The organism is Paenibacillus amylolyticus (assembly GCF_047302515.1).
Taxonomy (GTDB): Bacteria; Bacillota; Bacilli; order Paenibacillales; family Paenibacillaceae; genus Paenibacillus; species Paenibacillus amylolyticus_G.
In genome coordinates, this window is sequence record NZ_CP168019.1 from 2,611,953 (window position 1) to 2,630,857 (window position 18,905).

Here is an 18,905-nt window from a genome sequence, read left to right on the forward strand (position 1 = left end):
TTTCTGCTGAGCATACGTACGACTTCCCCATTTCCATTTCAGGAGCGTCTTCAGAGCTGCTCACCACCAGTCACATAGCTTTGGGCTTCCACTGTATCGTTGTCAACTTCTACAGGGAAGTCGTTATAATTGACAATTACGAACCCGCCACCTTCATATGTTGTCCGGAAGACGCCCTCCTCCAGGGATTCATGTGACATCATGGAACGTCCGGCAAACGGTTGGTTCACCTGGTTCACCTCGTTGTAGATCTCGGCAGCCAGATCGATCCATTGTTCATAATTCGCCGCGTAGAGATCATCATAATCCGTTTCTTTCACAACATGGTTTGGCGCATTGAACCATGCAAAGTAAGGACTGGCTCCATATTCAATCAGCTTCAGCACATATTGCCTTGCATTGGTATATGTGGAGAGATTGTATGGCGTCCCCGTATAACCGATGCTGCCGTGTACAACGAGCTGATAGAACGGAATCTCTTCATCCTCCAGCTTGAAACGACTGCTGGTCATCGGCGCATCTGTCAGACCAGTTACATACGGCAGGGCATAAGCGTTCCCGCCTTCAGCAACAAGCGAGCCAGCCTGCTGCCCGATCTGTTCAAGTGCCTTCTTTACGGAGCCAAGCGCTTGTGTTCGGTCCACCAGCTTTTTCGGATTCATATCGCTGTTTAACTGAGCTGCCAGATCATTCAGGCTTAGTGACAGTCCATCCTTTTGAAGGGACCTCAGCTCATCTAACATGTCTGCCGTCACGTCCTCCAGCATGTTGGGCGAAAGCACATAGGATGGTGAACGATCCCGGTCCCGCCGCTGGATGGCCTGGTTCATCGGATACAAGACCGCCGGTTCCTGAGTTAATGTGCGTGAAGCTTCTTTGGACGGTTTAAACCCTTTTTTGGATTGCACATTCAGCAGAGCGATATCGGGATAGAAGCCGATGCCCGCTTCTTGTGTGTATGTGCTGAAATCCCGCAATCCCTTTTTCCCGCCTACCGCGCCATCTACTTGGATGGAATCCGGCAGTCGATGATGAAGTCCGCCGTTAAGCCATCCCGCATAGCGCACCTGAATATTGGATACCTTCTTCTCCGTCAAGGCGGAGAGAATGTTTTTGGCTTCATCAAACGTGGTCAAAGCCTCCGTTGAATCATACGGTATGCCCAGCATATGCTGCCTTGTTGTCATGCCGCCGAACAGTTGCAGATAAAAGGGAACGTTACTCTGCTCTTTGCTGGCGTTTAACTCGGGAAGTCCACCGTTTTGCATCAGATAATCCCGATAGAGAGATGCAAGCCCTGAGTACGAGGCTTTATCCGCCCCCACAAAAGCATATCGAACGACGAAGTCGGACACAGTCGGGTTCTTCTGGAATTTCGGAAGTGTACGAACCATATCACTTGCCTGAAGCGTCACATCGCTCTTGTTCACTACATAGAAGCTTGGATATACGTTGTTGTAACTGTTCAGTTTGCCGCTGATATCGGCATTCACAACTGCAACGGCATCCCCTTCTTCAATAATGCCCAGGAAAGCTCCCTCTTTCCGAATCAGTCCAAATACGGGCAACCTGGCTCTGGCTTCATTCGAACTTGCTTCCCGAAGTTTCATGGTCATATCCGGTCCGTATATATCTTGTTGATAGGCAGGATACTGCAGCTTGCCATTGTTAAAATGGATCAGTGCTCCCGAACCGTCTGGCACCAGTATGGAGCCCTCTTCTTCTGAACCCCCGGCCCCGAAATAATCCATTACAGATATGCTGTTGATCGGATATTCCTCCGGAAAATGAATACCTGAGGACGGAACACGCACGAGCAGATCCTCTCCATCCAGCTCATATTCCATCGTAAGCATAAACAGCCGTGGTCCACTTCGTTCCTCTTCAATGCCAAACTCGGCATGATCCTGAGCCAAATCCTCCGATGTGTAACCGGCTGTGTCAAAAGCCTTCAAGGCCCGGGACAATTGCAATCCTTGCATCGCCTTATCAATACGGACGTAAGCGCCTTCATCCTTGTCTTCCGCATAGCCGACCTTCAAGGCCCGTTGACCGGCCTTGTCTAGCTGTGCAAGCAGCCTTTGTTCGAATCGCTCCTTGCTGATCTTCATCGGCAAGTCTTCTATGGATCGCTCAGTGCTTCCAAACTGGTAGTGGACCCGCACGCCGCTTGGTAGCACCTCGTAGCTTATCTGCTTGTGTGCAACACTATCCGTGAAGGAATTCACGGTGCTGCTCTGTCCGAGGCTGTTGAAAAAGCTGAGCTTCGTCTGTGATGACAAAAGGTCTTTGTTTATCCCGGCTGCAACCCCATCCTGCTCACGATCTGCAGGATTGCTGCGCCAGATCTGGCCGCTCTGCGTGTGAATCACTGCAATCTCGGCAGTCTCTTCGTTAATGAACAATTGCAGCGCAGCATTCTGCGCAATGCCTACCATGCCGGGAAGGCGGACATCGCTGAACGATGATTTCAGTTTCTCTCCGGGAGGCAGGGAGGGAAAGTCCGTCGAATCAGCGGCAGTCACTGTCTCGTGAGCGAGCGGTGTTGGCGAGAATTGACAACCGCCAAGTAGCAGACTGCCCGCGAGCAGCATTCCTGTTATTTTTTTGGCTACGGTATAATTCATAACAATTTCCTCCTCCCTTAGCCCCGAAGCACTAATTCCTGATAGATGGTTACGACAAACGATACAATCTGCTGTACAAGACTGAAGAATAACAGGCACAGAAATGCCATAAACGCCATCGCTACAAGTGTCAGCAGCATCGTGAGCACCGTTTTGGCTGATGTGTACTGATGAACCGTCATATTCCCCACAAATAACAGATATACCGTCCATGCAACGGCGAGTGCATTGGAGAAATAATAAAAGGCAGTTTCCTGCGCAGAGATCACAAGACTCAGCCAGATCCATGGAAAATGAATGAGTAACAACGGTACCAGTGCAAAGCACGTTGACATGAAAATCTCGGAGAACTTGCCTTCCCCGTCCATCAATGTGGTTAACGACCAGTTAGCCACACACCAAAACAGTACCGGTATAATGACATATAACATTTCGAGCAGACTGTTCAGGTACTTTGGATTACTGAGGTTAATGAGAAAACCGCTGTACTGGGCATGCAAAATTTTGGTGATGACCAGAAGAACCAGGATCATGAAAGCAATCAGCAGTGAGTTTCTCTGGTTCCGTTCATATTTCAATTCCCAGTATCCGTCAAACGGATGAAAAATCAGATGCAGCGGGTACTGGTATAGTTGCTTACTTGATGCCTGCATTCGTAGTCCTCCTTTTCTGCCTGCGAACGATGATGACGGTGACAATCGCAGCGACAGCCAGGAATATACCGGACATCATCCATGAAAAATGCTCACGCATCAGCTCTTTGCGGTACAAAAGAAAAGCTTTGGAATACCCTTTGGGTTCCATGCTGCGCTTGAAATATTTCGCAGACTCGGCGTATTCCTTCTGACGAAGCAATGCTTTGCCAATTCCCGCATACGCATATTCCAAGTTAGCGTTCATCTCGGCAGCTTGGGCAAACAGCACCGAAGATTGATCTTCATCACCGTTATAGTAGCTGCGCACCGCTTCGTGGAGTGTACGTCCGTATTCAGTTGTTTGAAAGACGGTGATTTCACCCAGCGCTTTATCCAGAACTAACATCCGGTCTCCCGCACGTTCCAGGGCAACAGGTGTATTAAATTGGCCCAGCCGGTTCCCGATGCCACCATAAATATGGAGCAGGTATCCGTCTCCATTGTAGGTGAAGATTCGGCCCTTGCTGGAATCCAGTACGGAATACATGTCACTGTCACCCACATCCACATCAATCAGGCGGGATGGCCCTGCTTCTTGGGTATACAGCAAATCACCCTGCGGAGTCTGATAGCCTTCTCTGCGCAAAATGTCTGTACCCTGGGCATTCAGCTTCTTGACCGGATCTTTGCCGCGATCCCCGCTAGTGGCGTAGATGAAGCCCTCTTCATCCATATCCAGATTGGTAAATTCCGTTGGAGTGAACATCACCATCTGGCTCCGCTGCTCCCGTGTTGCAAACCGTTTCCAAAGATATTCCACCGGGTCCACCTGAACTCTGTTCGCTCCAATGAAGGAAGAGAACGTACCGTCGGCGCTGAACTCCATGAATCCATCAAATACGCCTTCGGCCATGACGTAAATACGCTCCCCTTTGTCCATAACAATCCGCATCGGTTTAAACTGGAAGTCTGCTTTTAACAGATCCGATTTTGGTTCAGACACGATCTTGACCAGCTTCCCCTGTTCATCCAGATGCACCACCCGGTGATTATCCGAATCAGCGACCAGCAGATGGCCTTTTTCCGTGACGTACAATCCCTGTGGATTTTTAAAATGATCTTCCTTGCCTTCCTGCTTGAATGAATCAATCGTCCGTACCAGCTTGAAGTTGCGATCCATCTCAATGATGCGGCCATTGCCCGAATCGAGCACAAAGACGTGCTGATTGGCGGTAACATGCATGTCGCTTGGCTCTTTCATAGGAGTTGTGTTCAACTTCTTGCCGGTGATAATGGTTGTTGCCTCATATGCCGCCGGTGAAGGAACTGCGTCACCCCAGAAGGAATAATGATACGCATCCGTTTTACCGTCTGCATTCACGTAGGGCGCCTCTTGAACGAACAACAGGAGGCAGATCATGCCCATGATGATCGATTTACGTTTTTTCCATGTGCTTCTCCGCACCTCGCTGCCTCCTTTCTACTCTTTCATGCCCGAAGTGGCCATCGTCTGCATAACACTGCTCTGAGAGATGATAAACAGAGTGATCGGTACGATCATCAGCAGCAAGGCAACAGCCGCACCTACACCGGCTCTTGCAATCCCTCCCTGCACAATCTGACTGAGCGCATAATGCAGCGTTTTGAGATTTTCACTGTAAATGAAGCTCCCGCCATCCGTTCCCCATAACGCTGGAAACTGCAGGATCATGAGCGTAAGCCATGCCGGCTTCACATTGGGCATCACGATGCTCCAGAATATCCGGTATTCATTGGCTCCGTCGATTTTGGCTGCCTCCAGCAAAGCATCGGGAATCTGCTCCATGAACTGTTTCATCAGGAAAAGTCCCAGCGAGAACGCAAGTGATGGCACAATAATGGACGCATGAGTGTTAATCCAGCCAAGCCAGGACATGACCATGTAGTTCGGAATCGCCGTAACATGCGGCGAGAACATCAGGGACAGAATGACAATGGTGAACAACACTTTGGAACCCGGAAAACGATATTTCGCCAGCGGATAAGCTGCTGCAGATGCAAGCAGGATATGCCCCGCTGTGCCAAGTATCGTAATGAGCAATGTGTTGGCAATATAGCGGGATAACGGCACCCACGAATTGCCCATGAGATTGATCAGATCGGCAAAATTCTCCGTTGTCGGATTGTTCACCCAGAAGCGCGGCGGGAAAATAAACAGCTCATCCAGCGGCTTGAATGCATTGTTGACAGCATAGATGAGCGGAAGCACCATAAAGGAGCCGAACACGCCCAGCAATGCAAATAACATCAGGCTGACGGTAAATGACCGATTAAGCCTTTTTGGCATGCCAAACACGGCACGTACTTTGCTGGTCATCGTCATTCACCTATCTTTCTAAGCATTTTTTGCGTGAAAACGTTTGTACCCAGCATCAGGGCAAACAGGACCGTAGCGATGGCCGAGGCATATCCCATCTCAAAACGAATGGTTCCGAAGTCCATCAGATGTGTGACAACTGTGTGTGCCGCATAGTTTACGCTCGGGAAACCTGCCAGTGCGATGGAAATCTCAGCTACGGCGAAGGAAGCGGTAATCTGCATTACCGCACCAAACATCAGCTGCGGTCTCATTGAAGGCAAGGTGATGTACCAGAGCTCCTGCCAGCGGTTTTTGATCCCGTCTACGGTTCCTGCTTCAACCAGAGAGCGATCAATGGTTTGCAGTCCTGCAATAAAGGCCAGGAAGCTGGTTCCCAGGCTCAGCCACAGCTGTACAATAATGACGATTGCCAGTACATACTTCTCGTCTGCGAGCCATTGGATCGGTTCCAGTACAACGCCAAGGCGCATCAGGAAGCCGTTCATATACCCGTAGCTGTCACCCGAGAAGATGATCAGCCAGATGAAAAAGACGTTGCCCGATATGGATGGGGCATAGAAAACCAGCGTCATGACCGCTCGAATTTTAGGAGACAGCTCATTGATGATCCACGCAAACAAAAAGCAGGCTACATAACTGAGAGGGCCTGTAATTACGGCAAAAAGCAGCGTGTTTTTGAGCGCGATCAGAAATACGTCATCGTTCAGGAAAAGCCGGGAATAGTTCTGCCAGCCGACAAATCGCGGCAGCTCCAGCATATTGAAGTGAAAAAAGCTGAGCCCGAGTGAAATGCCGACCGGAATGACAGTAAACATGAAAAAAATCAGCATAAACGGTGCCATCAATACATAATAATGCCTGCTGAGATACAGATCCCGCTTCAATAGGGACCACCAGCCGACCTGGCGGGTATGGACGGCAGGAGCGGCGGCTGTCTTGGTAGTTTTAGCTTGCAACCGTTACCCTCCCTTTCCTCTATTTCAGATTAAATTCCTTGCGTTTCAACTCAATTTCATCATCAATGTACAACACATAGTCCGATAAGGCTTCACGCGGATTTTCATTAGCATTGACCACCTTGCGGAAGGCGTTGTCCAGATGTCGTCCCGTGAAATAACCTCCAGGAAGCTGCGGGATTCCCTGTACCCATTCCCATTGTTTCTCGAGATTTTGATAATCCTTCACAGGCCAAGGCAATTGCTTCAAGGCTTCGATATTGGCCGTCGGGTAACGGGCAGCCGCTCCCATAAGACCTTCCATTTCTCTCCCGTATTCAATCTGGGTCTGCTCAGCAGTCCACCACTTCATGAACTTCCACGCCGCTTCCTTGTTGTCGGCATTTTCGAGCATCATCACCGCACTCGTAGCGCTGGCCACTTCATGCCGTATGGATCCATCCGGAAGCTGTGTACCCGGAACAATCGTAAAGTCCCAGAGATTGCGGATTTCCGGAGCCATAACTGTCAGCATGTTATACGTGGTGTAATCAGCAATTCCGATCGGCATCTCCCCGGTACGGAATCGGTTCGGAAAATCGGCTTTGAGCGGAAACTTGTAATTGGTATAAAATTGCGTCCAGCGTTTGAACGCGTCCATTGAAATCTCCGAATCCAGTGCACTTTTCTTCTGGTCTTCGGTGTAGAACGTTCCGTCATTCTGATATAACAACATGGCAAAGGTTGAATTCGGAACCAGGTTGGCATTGTTCAGCGTATCCTCTATCGGCAGATAAAACTCCATGTTATGCTTCTGCAGCACGGCGATGGCGTTATATACGTCTTGCCACGTTTTCGGCGGTTCGAGGCCCAGTTCATTCAGAATATCTTTGCGGTAAAAGAGCATTGGAAAATGCTGCTGCTCCGGAAGGGCATATACCCCGTCGTTGTAGCGGTAAGGCGTCAATCCGCTTTCACGGAACCTGCCCGAAATTTCCTCGAAATCGGGGAACTGGCTCAGATCCGCTGTTGCATTCCTCATCGCATAGTTCACCGGAATGTCTTCGCCCATCTGCATGGCAACATCCGGTCCTTCTCCCGAGATTGTTGCGGGCAGCAAAATATTCGGCGGAACGAGACGTAACTGCACGGACACATCCGTATCCGGGGTAAACGAATCGTCGATCATGCCTTTCAGTACTTGGGCCTGATCTCGTCCGGTTGTGATCCATACGGTGATGGCATCCTTCTTTTGTTCCACGTTACCAATGCTGTCGTAATCTTCGGTATACGAGGCAACATATGCGCCCAGTTCGTGCTTCACCTGCTGGACGGTGCTCGCTTCCGCTTTGGGCAACGATTCACCCGGCGGAGATACAACAAGGTAATCCAACGTAATCGGCTGTTCACGTACCGATAGAATCCATGTGCCGAGACCACCTACGTTAATTTTGAACGTATCCAGCCGTTTGGGAACCGTCTCTGGTCTGGCCGCCATATCTTCAAGCTGCAATACCATGGCGTGAAGTACGGCCACTTTGTCACTTTGCTCACCCGTGGCCTTTTCCAGGTAATCTGCAACAGAGCGCAAGGTGTCAGCTTGTCGTTCAAACACCTCCGTCATCTCCGGAATACGCCGTTCCAGCTGGTAATCCCGCAGTGGGTCTGGACTGTTGGAGGTAATCATTAATATTTTGCGATACATCTCATTCAGTTCCAGCACGCTGGATTCCACGGTCCGCAGCAACGGAGCGATGTCGCCAAGTGTAACCGTCATTCGGATTCGGTGTTTCCCTTTTTCAAGATGAAACTGATATGGCTGATCCTCTCCCGAACCCAACACCTGAGTTTGCCAGGCCGGGCTGTAGTTAAATCGAATGCGTTTCATTTCCTTAAACGGAACTTCGCCGTTAATCGTCAGACTGCGGGTGGCATAGATGCCACGCAATTGATCCTGCTTTACCTTAAGCGCCAGTTGATACAGTCCGTCTTCAGGCACGTCAATTTCCCATTCAATCCATTCGCCCGGCAGTTTCCAGTTAATGCCCCCGATGGCGTTCATCCGAATTTTCGATACATTATAAGGCTCGAGTGAAGGGCTTGATCGGTCCGAGATTGGTGCCAGTGTAGGGGATGATTTGCTGACAGCTTCCTCCCCCTGTACTTTCAACATGACAGGAGCCGATTGTTTCAAGCCGAGTGAGGCATAGGTCTGCTCAAGCTCTGCATAGGAAGGAACTTCGCTTTCTTGATACAGCTCGATATAATCGATCGCCATGCTTTCTCTTAATGAAGTGAGCGATAACTTCTGACTGCCTTTTTCAAAATAAAACTGAAACGGTTCCTCGAAGTACCCTGCGCTGTCCTTGAAGGAAGTCAGTTGCCATTCGGGCTGCTCCACTTGTCTGGGTCTGAGCTCGTTGCCACGATCGTCCTGCCGGACGTTATCCTCGCGATTCCCCCATACCCTGTCAAACAGAAGAATATCGGCCCCTCTGAACGGGACCTTACCATTAAGCTCAAGCCTGCGTTCGATCCCGGAGCTTTTGCCTTCTACGGGATAATAGTGAATGCGAATGTTGTACAAACCGCTCACTTGAACGGGAACATCCCAGCGAATGGTTCCAGTTTCCGGCGTAATTACGGCATTTCCGTCTAATCCGGCGTACCCTTGCACAACCTCAAATTCCCCATCCTCTGCCTGAACATAAGATTCGCCTTCGATGCGTACAATTTCATCCGGTTTGGCCGTATTGTCATGAGCAGTCAGATAATGCTCATAACTGAATGAATCCTCGGTTCCCGATACCGCCTCAAAGTCCTCAAGCGCATGTACCGTTCCCGGATTACGATCCCGCGATGGATATAGTGTCCATATGGAGAGCACCAAGGCCAGGACAAGCACCAGGATTAGTCCCTTTTTCTTACGTGACCGCATGTTTGAATGTATCCCCTTTCCTGTAAGCGTTGAGAGAACTGAACGATTGACTAACCCGGACAGACCGCACCTTCACTGGTGCGTTCTGCCCGTGTAACGTGATACTTATTTGTAAACCTCATCAATCGCAGCCTGGAAAGGAGCCTTGTATTTCTCGATCAGCGTAGATACGGATACCCCTTCTTTGAGTTCCCCATCAAAATCCCAGAACGGCAAGGACGGGAATGTGTTATGGTCGAGAACCAACATACCTTCCGCAACCTCTCTGGCGTTGTTGATATCTGCTTCATCGGTCAGATGTGTCTCCAATGTGGATTGTCCTGGATACTCATAGATCGATTCGATCTCATTAATTTTCTCCCAGATGTACATCAGTTGTTCCGGATTCTCTACCGCTTTAGGAATTGTTATAGCTTGGTAACGTGACTCACCGGAGTGATATGCTGTTGCACTTGGACCTTTTGGAAACGGTACAAAACCAATATCGTAGTCCTGCATATCCGTCATAATACCTTCGACTTCGTACATGGCACCTGAATACATCAAGGTGTTGCCTTGACGGAAGAACGTGGATGGCTCTGTCCAATCGCCGCCCTCAGAAGCTCTGCCGACCTTCTCGGTAGCCAGTTTGGACAGGAAGTTCAACGCTTCTTTTGTTTTTGGATCTTCCAGGTTCTGCTTATCCTCTTTGGTCAGAGAAGCCTCGTTGGAATACAGAATCGGTTCCAGCAAGCCCGTTTGAGCGAGTCCCCAAGTGTCTAACTTGCCATCATTGTTTCGATCCTTGTTCGCTTGCTTGGCAACACTGATGAACGTATCCCAGTTCCATTCATCGGCATCCACATACTCCTGGAGTGGCTTCAAGCCGAGCTCTTGCATGAGTGTGCGATTATAGAAAATTCCGTTGATAAACGAGGACTGGTCCTCGGTAAAGCCGTAACCTTTGCCTTCATACTGCATGTATTCCTTGGTTGTTTTCTGGTTGAATACCTTGTCGTTTTTAATATAATCATCCACCGGCCATAACAGATCCTGTTTGGTCAATGCCGGAATGGCATAGTTTTTGCCCAGTCTCACCAGATCGCCAAGCGGTTCACCGGCCATTAGGGAAGCAACTACTTTTTCCTGATATTCACCAAAATCGATGGAAACGTATTCAATATTAAAGTTGTGTTTTTTCTTCAGCGCTTCGAGGTTCTCAAGGCGTTGAATGTTGTCCGGGTTGTTCCCCTGTATTTCCATGTCCCACCAAGCAACAACCTTGATGGTTCTGCCGCCCATGTCAAAGTCCATTTCTGGCGTGGAGTTTTCATTCTTTGGCTCGGTTTCCGCGGGTTTTTGTTCCTCCTGTGGTGTTGTCTTTTCCGGCTCGGGTTGAGCGGTAGGTGCAGAACTGCATGCAGCAATTACCAACAAGACCGCAAATACCAGGCTCAGTAGCATGAACTTGTTTTTTCTCATCGTCTTCCCCCCTGATTGTCGTTTGCTATCACAGTGTATCGTTCAAATGAAAGCGCAAACAACCTGCCGAAATACAGATGTTTACCCGGGCTGAATATAGATTTTCGTAATTTTGCACGAGCAAAGTGCATTATAGGTTTTAATTGGTAAAGAAATGCACTGTCTACAAAAATATGCACATTGTATGCGCTTTCTTTTATTACCATAATGAAATTAAGTCAAATTTCAGTTAATCTAGCGCATTACAATTCAGCAGAAGGTGAGGTATTGCTTCATGTATGATATTTTACTTGTGGATTTCAGCCGTCGTTTGTGCGGAGAGTTGCAACAGATGTTGCTACGGAGCAAAGCTCAATATACTATCGCAAATTGTGTGTTCTCATCGGCCGAGGCTTTGACCGCATTGTCAGAACGAGACTTTTCCCTTGTTATGGTACATACAGAGAGGTTTGATACCGCGGGGCTCTGGTTATGCAATGACATTCGAAAAAAAAGTCAGATACCGATCCTCCTGATGGGTGGAAGAGATCACTTCAGGTTCGTACGCAAAGCCCTGACGTATCAGGTAAATGATTATCTCCCGTATCCTGTTAGTCCCTCTTCTTTACTTAACAGTCTGCATGGACTTAGATCCCACCTTGAAACCGACCCGGCACACAAAACGTCGTCGTTCTTCAAAACACCCGTTCAAATGAATGGTAAGCCCATGCACTCCAGTCATGTTATTCGTATCGTTAAGGCCTATGTACGGGATCATCTGAGTGATGAAATCACGCTGAAGAAGATCTCTGACATGCTTCACTTTAACTGTGCGTACCTTGGACAGAAGTTCAAGCTGGAAGAGAAGATGTCTTTCAACGATTATATGCTCCAGCAACGTATGGAAAAGGCACAGCAGTTGTTGTCTTCCACGAATTTGCGAATATATGAGATTGCTATTGAGGTAGGCTATAAGGATATTGATTGGTTCTATAAAAAGTTCAAAGCGTATGCCGGATCGAGTCCCAATGCTTATAGAAGACAAAAAATCCACACGGCCTAAAGGTGGATTGCCGAATCGGTTTGTTTATCAATTAGATATTAACCACAAAAAAACGCAGGATGTATTCTTCTTCCTGCGTTTTTTTGTGGTTGTTTGGGTTTGGTCATCCAAAGGTTTCACCATTAACGTACCAAAAGGGATTCCCGGTATTCTTGGGGAGTCATTCCCGTTATTTTCTTAAAAAGTCGGGTAAACGAATGTGCAGCCTCGTACCCCACTTGAAGTGCGACCTCACGCACCATAAGATTTGTGTTCTGAAGCAATTCTTTGGCTTTCCGTATTCGGCAGTCGTCAATGAACTCTGACACGTTTATTCCCATTTCCTGCTTAAAGAATCGCGACAGATAGGATGGATTAAAATGATGAAGTTCTGCCAGTCTCACCAGAGAAAGATCTTTCTCCAGGTTCTCCTTGACGTAACTACATAAAGAATGAATGACAACGTTAGCGCGTTCCTGTTCATTTGATCTTTTGTAGCGTACTAATTCATCGGCAGCACGATATAGAAATTGTACTGCATCCTTCATGCATGTATACTCCCCTAAGTGCAGCAAGCTTCGTTGATCCGGGATTTTCTGTTGAAGACCCCAACGATTGATCGTTGAATGCAATAATAAGGCCAGATTGTAGTATGTCTCCATAGCGCGTTCCATCGTAATATCCTGTTGCAGCAGTTCTCCTGCAAGCTCCTCAAATATATCGTAAAATGGCTGAATTCGTCCCGTTTCCAAATATCCTGACATAATCTCGATCCGGTTTGAGATCCGCATGGATTCTTTGGGTACATCAGATGAGAGCTCATTGCGATGATCCGTGAGTACCATGGATACACCATCCCCAATTTTCATCCACTGGAGTAATCTCAGACGTTCATATTGTTTGGTTAACTCGGACCAATTGCAGCTGCGACTACTTAATGAAAAAGCAATGGATACGCCGAGTGATACCATGCATGCTTCCTGTACCAGTTCCAGTGTACCTTCTAGAAACCGCACAAGTTTATCATTTGTCATCTCTTCCTCCTGCTTCGGCTGAAGCAGCCAGATCGTATCCCCATAATGGTCCGTTACACTTGTGCACACTGTACGCTCATTCATCAGAGAGGAGCCGATAATGCGAACAGATTCCTGAACTTGTGTGAGGTCCGAACCTTTTTCTGGCGGATTATTGAACCGACCCAGTATGAGATAAACAGGCGAGTTGATCTGTAATCTTATATCTCGTTTGAATAATTCGTCCTGCATATCCATAGTAGAATCTATAACCGCTGTACAATCTTGAAGTAACTTCCGCAAATACTCTTTTTGCTGAATCAGTGCAAGCTGCGAATTAACTTTATGAGAATGTTCCAACAACTCAACCATGCTGTGACTTCGCCGGATCTCTTCCATCACATCTTCTACAACCGACATCACCTTGTCATAACCTTCCGTTTTGAGCAAGTAACGCACATTAGCCATCTGAAAAGCTTGATATGCATAATCAAAATCGCTATGTCCTGTCAGAAAAATGACGCGACAATTCGGCCAACTGGCTTGAATCCGCTCTGTCAGTTCCAACCCACTCATGCCCGGCATACGGATGTCCGTTAGAACAATGTCAATTCTCGAACGTTGCATCCAGGACAATGCTTCTGTTGCAGAGTAGGCCTTACATACATCAAGCTGTTCGGGTATATGTCTGGCGAACGTTTCATAGAGACTATCCGTAATAATCTCCTCGTCATCTACAATCAAAAGTCGATACATTCGTTTTCTCCCTCTTTCCACTGGATTCGAATTGTGACTTTTAACCCTTGCAGTTCACTTCTGGATAGGAAAAGGCCACTTCCTTCTCCATACGTCAGGACCAGACGTCGATGAATATTGATTAACGCGGTCATTTCGTCTGTACCTCCGTCCTTATGAAAACGTTGTTGAAGAGTTTGAATGTGTTGCTCTTCCAACTCATTTCCATTATCCTCTACGGTGATCTCGGCATATGAACCTTCCATATTAAACCCAATAATTAGAAGACCGGAATCCGTATTCTTTTCAAGGCTGTGTTCGTAGGCATTCTCAATAATGGGTTGAATAATGAGTCTGGGAACTTTAATATGTTCCATCTCAGCAGGTAATGACCCAAAATCAACTTTGATTCGTCTGGAGAATCGTAATTGTTGAATCTCTGTATAGATTCGTGAATGCTCAACTTCCACTTTCAACTTCACATGATCTGTTTCATTCCGGGTAATGAACCTGAAATACTCTCCAAGCATGTTCGTGAATTGCTCAATACGTTCGGTTTCTCCTGTCCTTGCCAGTGAATTCAGAATAAAGAAACTATTATACAGAAAATGAGGATTAATCTGCGATTGAAGCTGTTTCAACTCGGCCCGCTGCATCATCAGTGTTTTCTTGAAATCACGGTCGATAAGGGATTGAAGATTTTCAATCATTAGATTGAAACGGGTGTAGAGGAAGCCAAATTCATCCTTTCGGTTATGCGCAATGGGGACATCAAGCATGCCTCCCTCCATTTTTTTGAATCTTTTCACCAACAACAGTAACGGGATATGAATCAACTTGTAACTTGAATAGAGATACGCCGAGATGGCAACAAATGATGTAATTGCAAACAGCCAAGCCCAATGATAGAACTTGCTAAGTGGCTTCGTAACAATTGCCTCCGGTAGATATGTGGCTACGGATAAGCCTAGGGAGTCCACATGCAACTGACTAACATGGTACATGGTGTCCCCCACCTTCATCCGAAAGCCATCAAGTGTACCCTTTACACTGTGCTCACGGTAATTCGCGAGAATAACACTAGCTTGATGTTTATCTGTGATGGCATGCCCCGTTTTGTCCTCAATCAGAAACGTTGAACTCTCCGGGTACAAATTAAGCCGTGTGAGTTCATTCTGAAAATGGTATGTATCCAGCTCCACCTGAATGACAAAAAGCGGGGGTTCTCCTCTCGTGCCTGTCAACCTGACGGCACTTAAGTTCAAGGCGTCCTCTTTCACAGTGAAACGTGTACCTTTTCCTTGCATGCCTGAACTGAAGTATAGATATGAACTTTTATCGAAATCATCGATGCCTTGGATCGCGGATATACTCTTGCCAACAGAAGGGATATGTACATGAACATTTTTGATATAAGCAGTGCTATTTTTGAATGAAGCGAGTCGTTCAGTCAGGTAATTTAATGTATCACGCCGCTCAACCTGATCCATCATGTCCCAGAGAATGGCCAGACGATTGAGTTTTCGATCCTCAACGATATCAAACTGCTGTAATTCCATCCATTCTATCTCTCTATTCAATTCCACCACATATTGGTTCAACCGTCTCTCCGTTGACAACGATATTTCCTGGCTTGCATTGTCATAACTCCAATGATACAGATACACGCCAAGAAGAATAAGGGGGATTACAAATACCAGATAGGTGATTATTAATCGCGCAAATATACTGTTAAACCATGATTTAGCAGGGATCTTGATCAATACATTCACCTCCAATGCCAAAGGCTGAGTGGGTTCCTTGTATGAATAAAGTGAACATTAGCGCTCCTTTGGCTTGCTGGCGCGAAACCACGCGTTAACCTCCGATGTGATCTGATCTCCCCCCAGCTTGCGCCAGTTCTCAACGAATTGATCAAACTCATCTATCGACCTGCCTAGAATAATGTTCATATAGGCTTCAAGCTGAAGATCCCGAAGAATAATTTGTCGATCAACCATCGTGTCCGTAATTCCGCCCGTGAATTGATCATAGAGAAGTTGGCCGTTCTTCTCGTAAGAATCTGCAATGCTAAAAGCACCCGACGGCCCATAGGTTTGTTTCCAGCCCCAGCCGCTCTCTACATTTTCCAATTCATAGGCCACAATGCGTTTGTGAATGGCGAGAGCTTCATTCTGCAGAGCCGAGAAGTCTCCTGTACTTCTGGCATCACGAATTTGTTTGTATGCATCTATATTTTTATTACCGGGAAAAGGAGTTACCGGTGAAAGCATCCACACAGCTCGGGAGTCGTCATTGTAGTATGTTTCATACTGTGCCTGATCCCCCCAGTTGATGTCCAGATGCAGATTCATGAGCTTTACAACAACTTCCGGATTAGAGAAGCCCTTTTTTACAGCAAAGTATTGCCCAGTGTTGGAACGTAGCGGTACGAACAGGCTCCGGTCCGACTTGGCAACAATGGGATATGCCTGCCATTCTACATCTATATCTGTATCTTTATCACGGGTGCTCTGAAGCATAAAGGATGTCCACTGTTCGCCGTAAAGCATCCCTATTTTTCCATCTTGAACTAGACGAAACGCCTTGTTTCCACTTTTATAACCAAAATCCGGATCAAGTTGGCCTTCACGATACAACGTTTGCAGTACTTTCAGAGCCTCCCGAACTTCAGGCTGTATACCTCCATAAGTGAGGTTTCCTTCTGCATCTTTAACCCATATATTAGGGTAGGCACCGTAGCCGGACATGAACCCTGCAGCTCCCATAACTGGATCCCATAGATGGTTCGTTAGCGCAAGTCCGTACGTATCATGCTCTCCGTTCCCGTCGGGGTCCTCCTCTGTAAACGCTTTCGAAACCTGAAGAAGCTCTTCCATCGTTTCAGGCGGCCGTAGCCCCAGTTGCTCCAACCAATCGGTTCTAATCCACAGGTACTGCGCTGTCTCAATGGAGGAAGATGATTCGGGAATAGCCATGAGTTTGCCATCAATGGTTGCCGCATCAAATGCGCCTCTTCCCTCCGCCTCCAATATACTCTTTGTAAGTGGGGAAGCATACTCTTGGTATACATGGGTTAAATCTTCGATCATTCCAGCGTTGCTCAGTTGTCTAAGTTGATATGGATTAACTTTCACCACATCTGGAAAACGTCCTGCAGCAAGGGATACACCCAACTTCTGATTGTATACATCTCCCTTAGCAGTCCAGTCATAGTGAATTTGAATACCTAGCTCTTTCTCGTACAAACGAGTCCAGCGATTATCCAGTATCGTCTCACCAGGTAACTGACTAATCATGCGCTCAAGGTCATCTCCAGTTTCCCTGACAAAAGAGACCACGATGGGAGGAGAATACCTCTCAAACGTAGCGGGAAGTTGAATCTGCTGCCCATCTTGCTGCGGATGATGTTGTTTGGTATTACCTTCGGTATGACCTGCTGGTATGGATACAGCAAGGAACAGAATGAAGGTCCATCTTGTTATGTCCAGACATCTCTTATACATGACGACATGCCCCCAGTTCGGTTTGAACAACTCTCTTCTCTCTGTCAACTTTAATCCATATCATTGTACAACAACTTGTACTCATTGAATACGAAAAGCCGCCGTTGGGCGGCTTTTCGTATTTTTATTGTTACTCAACAGGATTAATCACGCGATATTCAAAATTCGAAAAGTCAGCTGTTCCTCCAGCTATTTCCGTTGAATATACAAACAACCCCGTTCGACAACCCATAAAATGATCCAGTTTATATATCATTTTGTGGACAATCCCTATATCTCTCCATTCAGTTCCATCGAAATAGGCAAAAGAGCACTCATCCAGATTGTTCTCAAAATTCCCGAATGCCTTTAGTTTAACTACTGGATCTGATACCGGGATACGTTCATGTTCAGTGGCTGGCTTCTGGTCGATCAGGTTGCCAAATATGGTGGAATCTTCACTATCTCTGGCATGCATGACCAAGTAAAACTTGTTATCCTGCTTCGTAAGAGCGATCATACCGTACGAACCGATCAGAAAGCACAATCCGGCATAATCCCCATCATTCAGACGACTGCCGTCAAGCGTAACTATTGCTTCGCAAGCGGGCCCCATTGAACGCTGGGTTAGTGTGTTTACCGCAAACGTCAGATTTGGGCTGATCTGTCCCGTTCGAACACGATACACCCCCGATTTCTCTGTAACAGACCAGAGTTCATGATTAGGTGTATGATTCCATTGCCAAAAATCACGGAGGCGGATGCTTCCATCTTCCTCGGGTTCATAATTGAAACTGTCGCTACCCACTAACGGGTTATAACGGTGCTCTGGTCTCGTGCTCGGGATATCAATCTGCTTCGGAGCTTTGCTTGCAAAGATCGGTTTACCTTGATCAAAGTGTAGCGGAACCAAAACAGGAACCCGGCCAACAGCCCCATGATCCTGAAACAGCATTGCATACCAGTCTCCATCCGGCGTATCCACGATACCGCCCTGAGCAACACCTGAATTGAAATAATCCATATCGTCATTGAATACTTCTCCACCCGTGAAGACATCTTCCAGAGAGTCTGCCATATAAAACGCCTGTGTTCTCCGTCCAGAAGCTTTTGTTATATGAATCAGGAACACAATATATTTACCATTGATCTTGTAAAAATGTGCTCCTTCATAACCAAGGTGATGAGGCTGCTTGTCTTTTACAATCAAGCGATGCACTCCACCAGGTTTGGGCCCGGACAGATCAGAGCTTAATTCGGTCAGATATATCTCGGTATTACCGTACACGAGATATGCTCGTTCATCATCGTCAAAAAATAAGGAGCAATCATGGTAAAACCCTTCCACAATCTGCTTCTTCCACACTCCCGAGATGGAGGTCGACGTATACAAGTATGTCTTACGGGTATCATTCGCAACAAAGATCACATAGAACATCCCTTGATGATAGCGGAGTGATGCAGCCCACATGCCTTTACTATAAACGTGATGACCATCCACCAGACGTTGTGCAGGTGTATCGTCCAATGTGTCGTATACATATGTGGCTACTTCCCAATGGATCAGGTCATATGAACGCAGGATGACACATCCCGGCATCATATGCATGGTTGTACTGACCATATAATATGTGTCATCTACACGAATAACGTCAAGATCCGGGTAATCGGCCCAAATAATCGGATTCGGATACAT

12 protein-coding genes are annotated in these 18,905 nt (G+C 47.1%); 1 reads left to right on the plus strand and 11 read right to left on the minus strand.

Annotated features, from left to right (window positions below):
- Positions 1-50: 50 nt before the first annotated feature.
- The 7 genes from ACDJ59_RS11130 to ACDJ59_RS11160 all read right to left on the minus strand — a co-directional run bounded on the left by ACDJ59_RS11130 (position 51) and on the right by ACDJ59_RS11160 (position 10,955).
- Positions 51-2,627, minus strand: coding sequence for a DUF5696 domain-containing protein (locus tag ACDJ59_RS11130; RefSeq protein WP_413408903.1), 2,577 nt, complete (start codon positions 2,625-2,627; stop codon positions 51-53).
- Between the two features lie 17 nt (positions 2,628-2,644).
- Positions 2,645-3,280: a YIP1 family protein gene (locus ACDJ59_RS11135; protein WP_413408904.1), complete on the minus strand. Its 636-nt coding sequence runs from the start codon at positions 3,278-3,280 to the stop codon at positions 2,645-2,647.
- Entirely contained in the window at positions 3,264-4,727 is a 1,464-nt protein-coding gene (locus ACDJ59_RS11140) for a hypothetical protein (RefSeq protein WP_413408906.1), read from the minus strand. Before ACDJ59_RS11140 ends, ACDJ59_RS11135 begins: the two co-directional genes overlap by 17 nt.
- 15 nt (positions 4,728-4,742) lie before the next feature.
- Entirely contained in the window at positions 4,743-5,618 is an 876-nt protein-coding gene (locus tag ACDJ59_RS11145; protein ID WP_026081082.1) for a carbohydrate ABC transporter permease, read from the minus strand.
- Between the two features lie 2 nt (positions 5,619-5,620).
- Complete coding sequence (locus tag ACDJ59_RS11150) at positions 5,621-6,577, minus strand: carbohydrate ABC transporter permease (protein ID WP_076317896.1); 957 nt, start codon at positions 6,575-6,577, stop codon at positions 5,621-5,623.
- Between the two features lie 19 nt (positions 6,578-6,596).
- A complete protein-coding gene (locus ACDJ59_RS11155; RefSeq protein ID WP_413408907.1) occupies positions 6,597-9,494 on the minus strand; it encodes an extracellular solute-binding protein in 2,898 nt (965 codons plus the stop codon).
- A 105-nt stretch (positions 9,495-9,599) separates the two neighbouring features.
- Positions 9,600-10,955: an extracellular solute-binding protein gene (locus ACDJ59_RS11160; RefSeq protein WP_340020376.1), complete on the minus strand. Its 1,356-nt coding sequence runs from the start codon at positions 10,953-10,955 to the stop codon at positions 9,600-9,602.
- A gap of 274 nt (positions 10,956-11,229) precedes the next feature.
- Here ACDJ59_RS11160 and ACDJ59_RS11165 point away from each other — a divergent pair, with 274 nt between their 5' ends.
- Complete coding sequence (locus tag ACDJ59_RS11165; protein WP_047842955.1) at positions 11,230-11,997, plus strand: helix-turn-helix domain-containing protein; 768 nt, start codon at positions 11,230-11,232, stop codon at positions 11,995-11,997.
- 122 nt (positions 11,998-12,119) lie between these two features.
- Here ACDJ59_RS11165 and ACDJ59_RS11170 read toward each other — a convergent pair whose 3' ends face one another.
- The 4 genes from ACDJ59_RS11170 to ACDJ59_RS11185 all read right to left on the minus strand — a co-directional run bounded on the left by ACDJ59_RS11170 (position 12,120) and on the right by ACDJ59_RS11185 (position 18,905).
- A complete protein-coding gene (locus ACDJ59_RS11170; protein ID WP_413408908.1) occupies positions 12,120-13,745 on the minus strand; it encodes a response regulator transcription factor in 1,626 nt (541 codons plus the stop codon).
- The gene (locus ACDJ59_RS11175; RefSeq protein WP_413409776.1) at positions 13,730-15,496 is read right to left on the minus strand and encodes a sensor histidine kinase; all 1,767 of its coding nucleotides are present in this window, start codon (positions 15,494-15,496) and stop codon (positions 13,730-13,732) included. Before ACDJ59_RS11175 ends, ACDJ59_RS11170 begins: the two co-directional genes overlap by 16 nt.
- 48 nt (positions 15,497-15,544) lie before the next feature.
- Positions 15,545-17,230, minus strand: coding sequence for an extracellular solute-binding protein (locus ACDJ59_RS11180; RefSeq protein ID WP_413409778.1), 1,686 nt, complete (start codon positions 17,228-17,230; stop codon positions 15,545-15,547).
- Positions 17,231-17,360: 130 nt separating this feature from the next.
- Positions 17,361-18,905 (minus strand): glycoside hydrolase 43 family protein, encoded by a 1,545-nt coding sequence (locus ACDJ59_RS11185; RefSeq protein ID WP_413408910.1) that lies wholly within the window; start codon positions 18,903-18,905, stop codon positions 17,361-17,363.

Bases quoted from the DNA above. Each gene is read 5' to 3' on its own strand.
- ACDJ59_RS11130 (WP_413408903.1), bottom strand. From the start codon at position 2,627: ATGAATTATACCGTAGCCAAAAAAATAACAGGAATGCTGCTCGCGGGC.
- ACDJ59_RS11135 (WP_413408904.1), bottom strand. From the start codon at position 3,280: ATGCAGGCATCAAGTAAGCAACTATACCAGTACCCGCTGCATCTGATT.
- ACDJ59_RS11145 (WP_026081082.1), bottom strand. From the start codon at position 5,618: ATGACCAGCAAAGTACGTGCCGTGTTTGGCATGCCAAAAAGGCTTAAT.
- ACDJ59_RS11155 (WP_413408907.1), bottom strand. From the start codon at position 9,494: ATGCGGTCACGTAAGAAAAAGGGACTAATCCTGGTGCTTGTCCTGGCC.
- ACDJ59_RS11160 (WP_340020376.1), bottom strand. From the start codon at position 10,955: ATGAGAAAAAACAAGTTCATGCTACTGAGCCTGGTATTTGCGGTCTTG.
- ACDJ59_RS11165 (WP_047842955.1), top strand. From the start codon at position 11,230: ATGTATGATATTTTACTTGTGGATTTCAGCCGTCGTTTGTGCGGAGAG.
- ACDJ59_RS11170 (WP_413408908.1), bottom strand. From the start codon at position 13,745: ATGTATCGACTTTTGATTGTAGATGACGAGGAGATTATTACGGATAGT.
- ACDJ59_RS11180 (WP_413409778.1), bottom strand. From the start codon at position 17,230: ATGTATAAGAGATGTCTGGACATAACAAGATGGACCTTCATTCTGTTC.
- ACDJ59_RS11185 (WP_413408910.1), bottom strand. From the start codon at position 18,905: ATGTATCCGAATCCGATTATTTGGGCCGATTACCCGGATCTTGACGTT.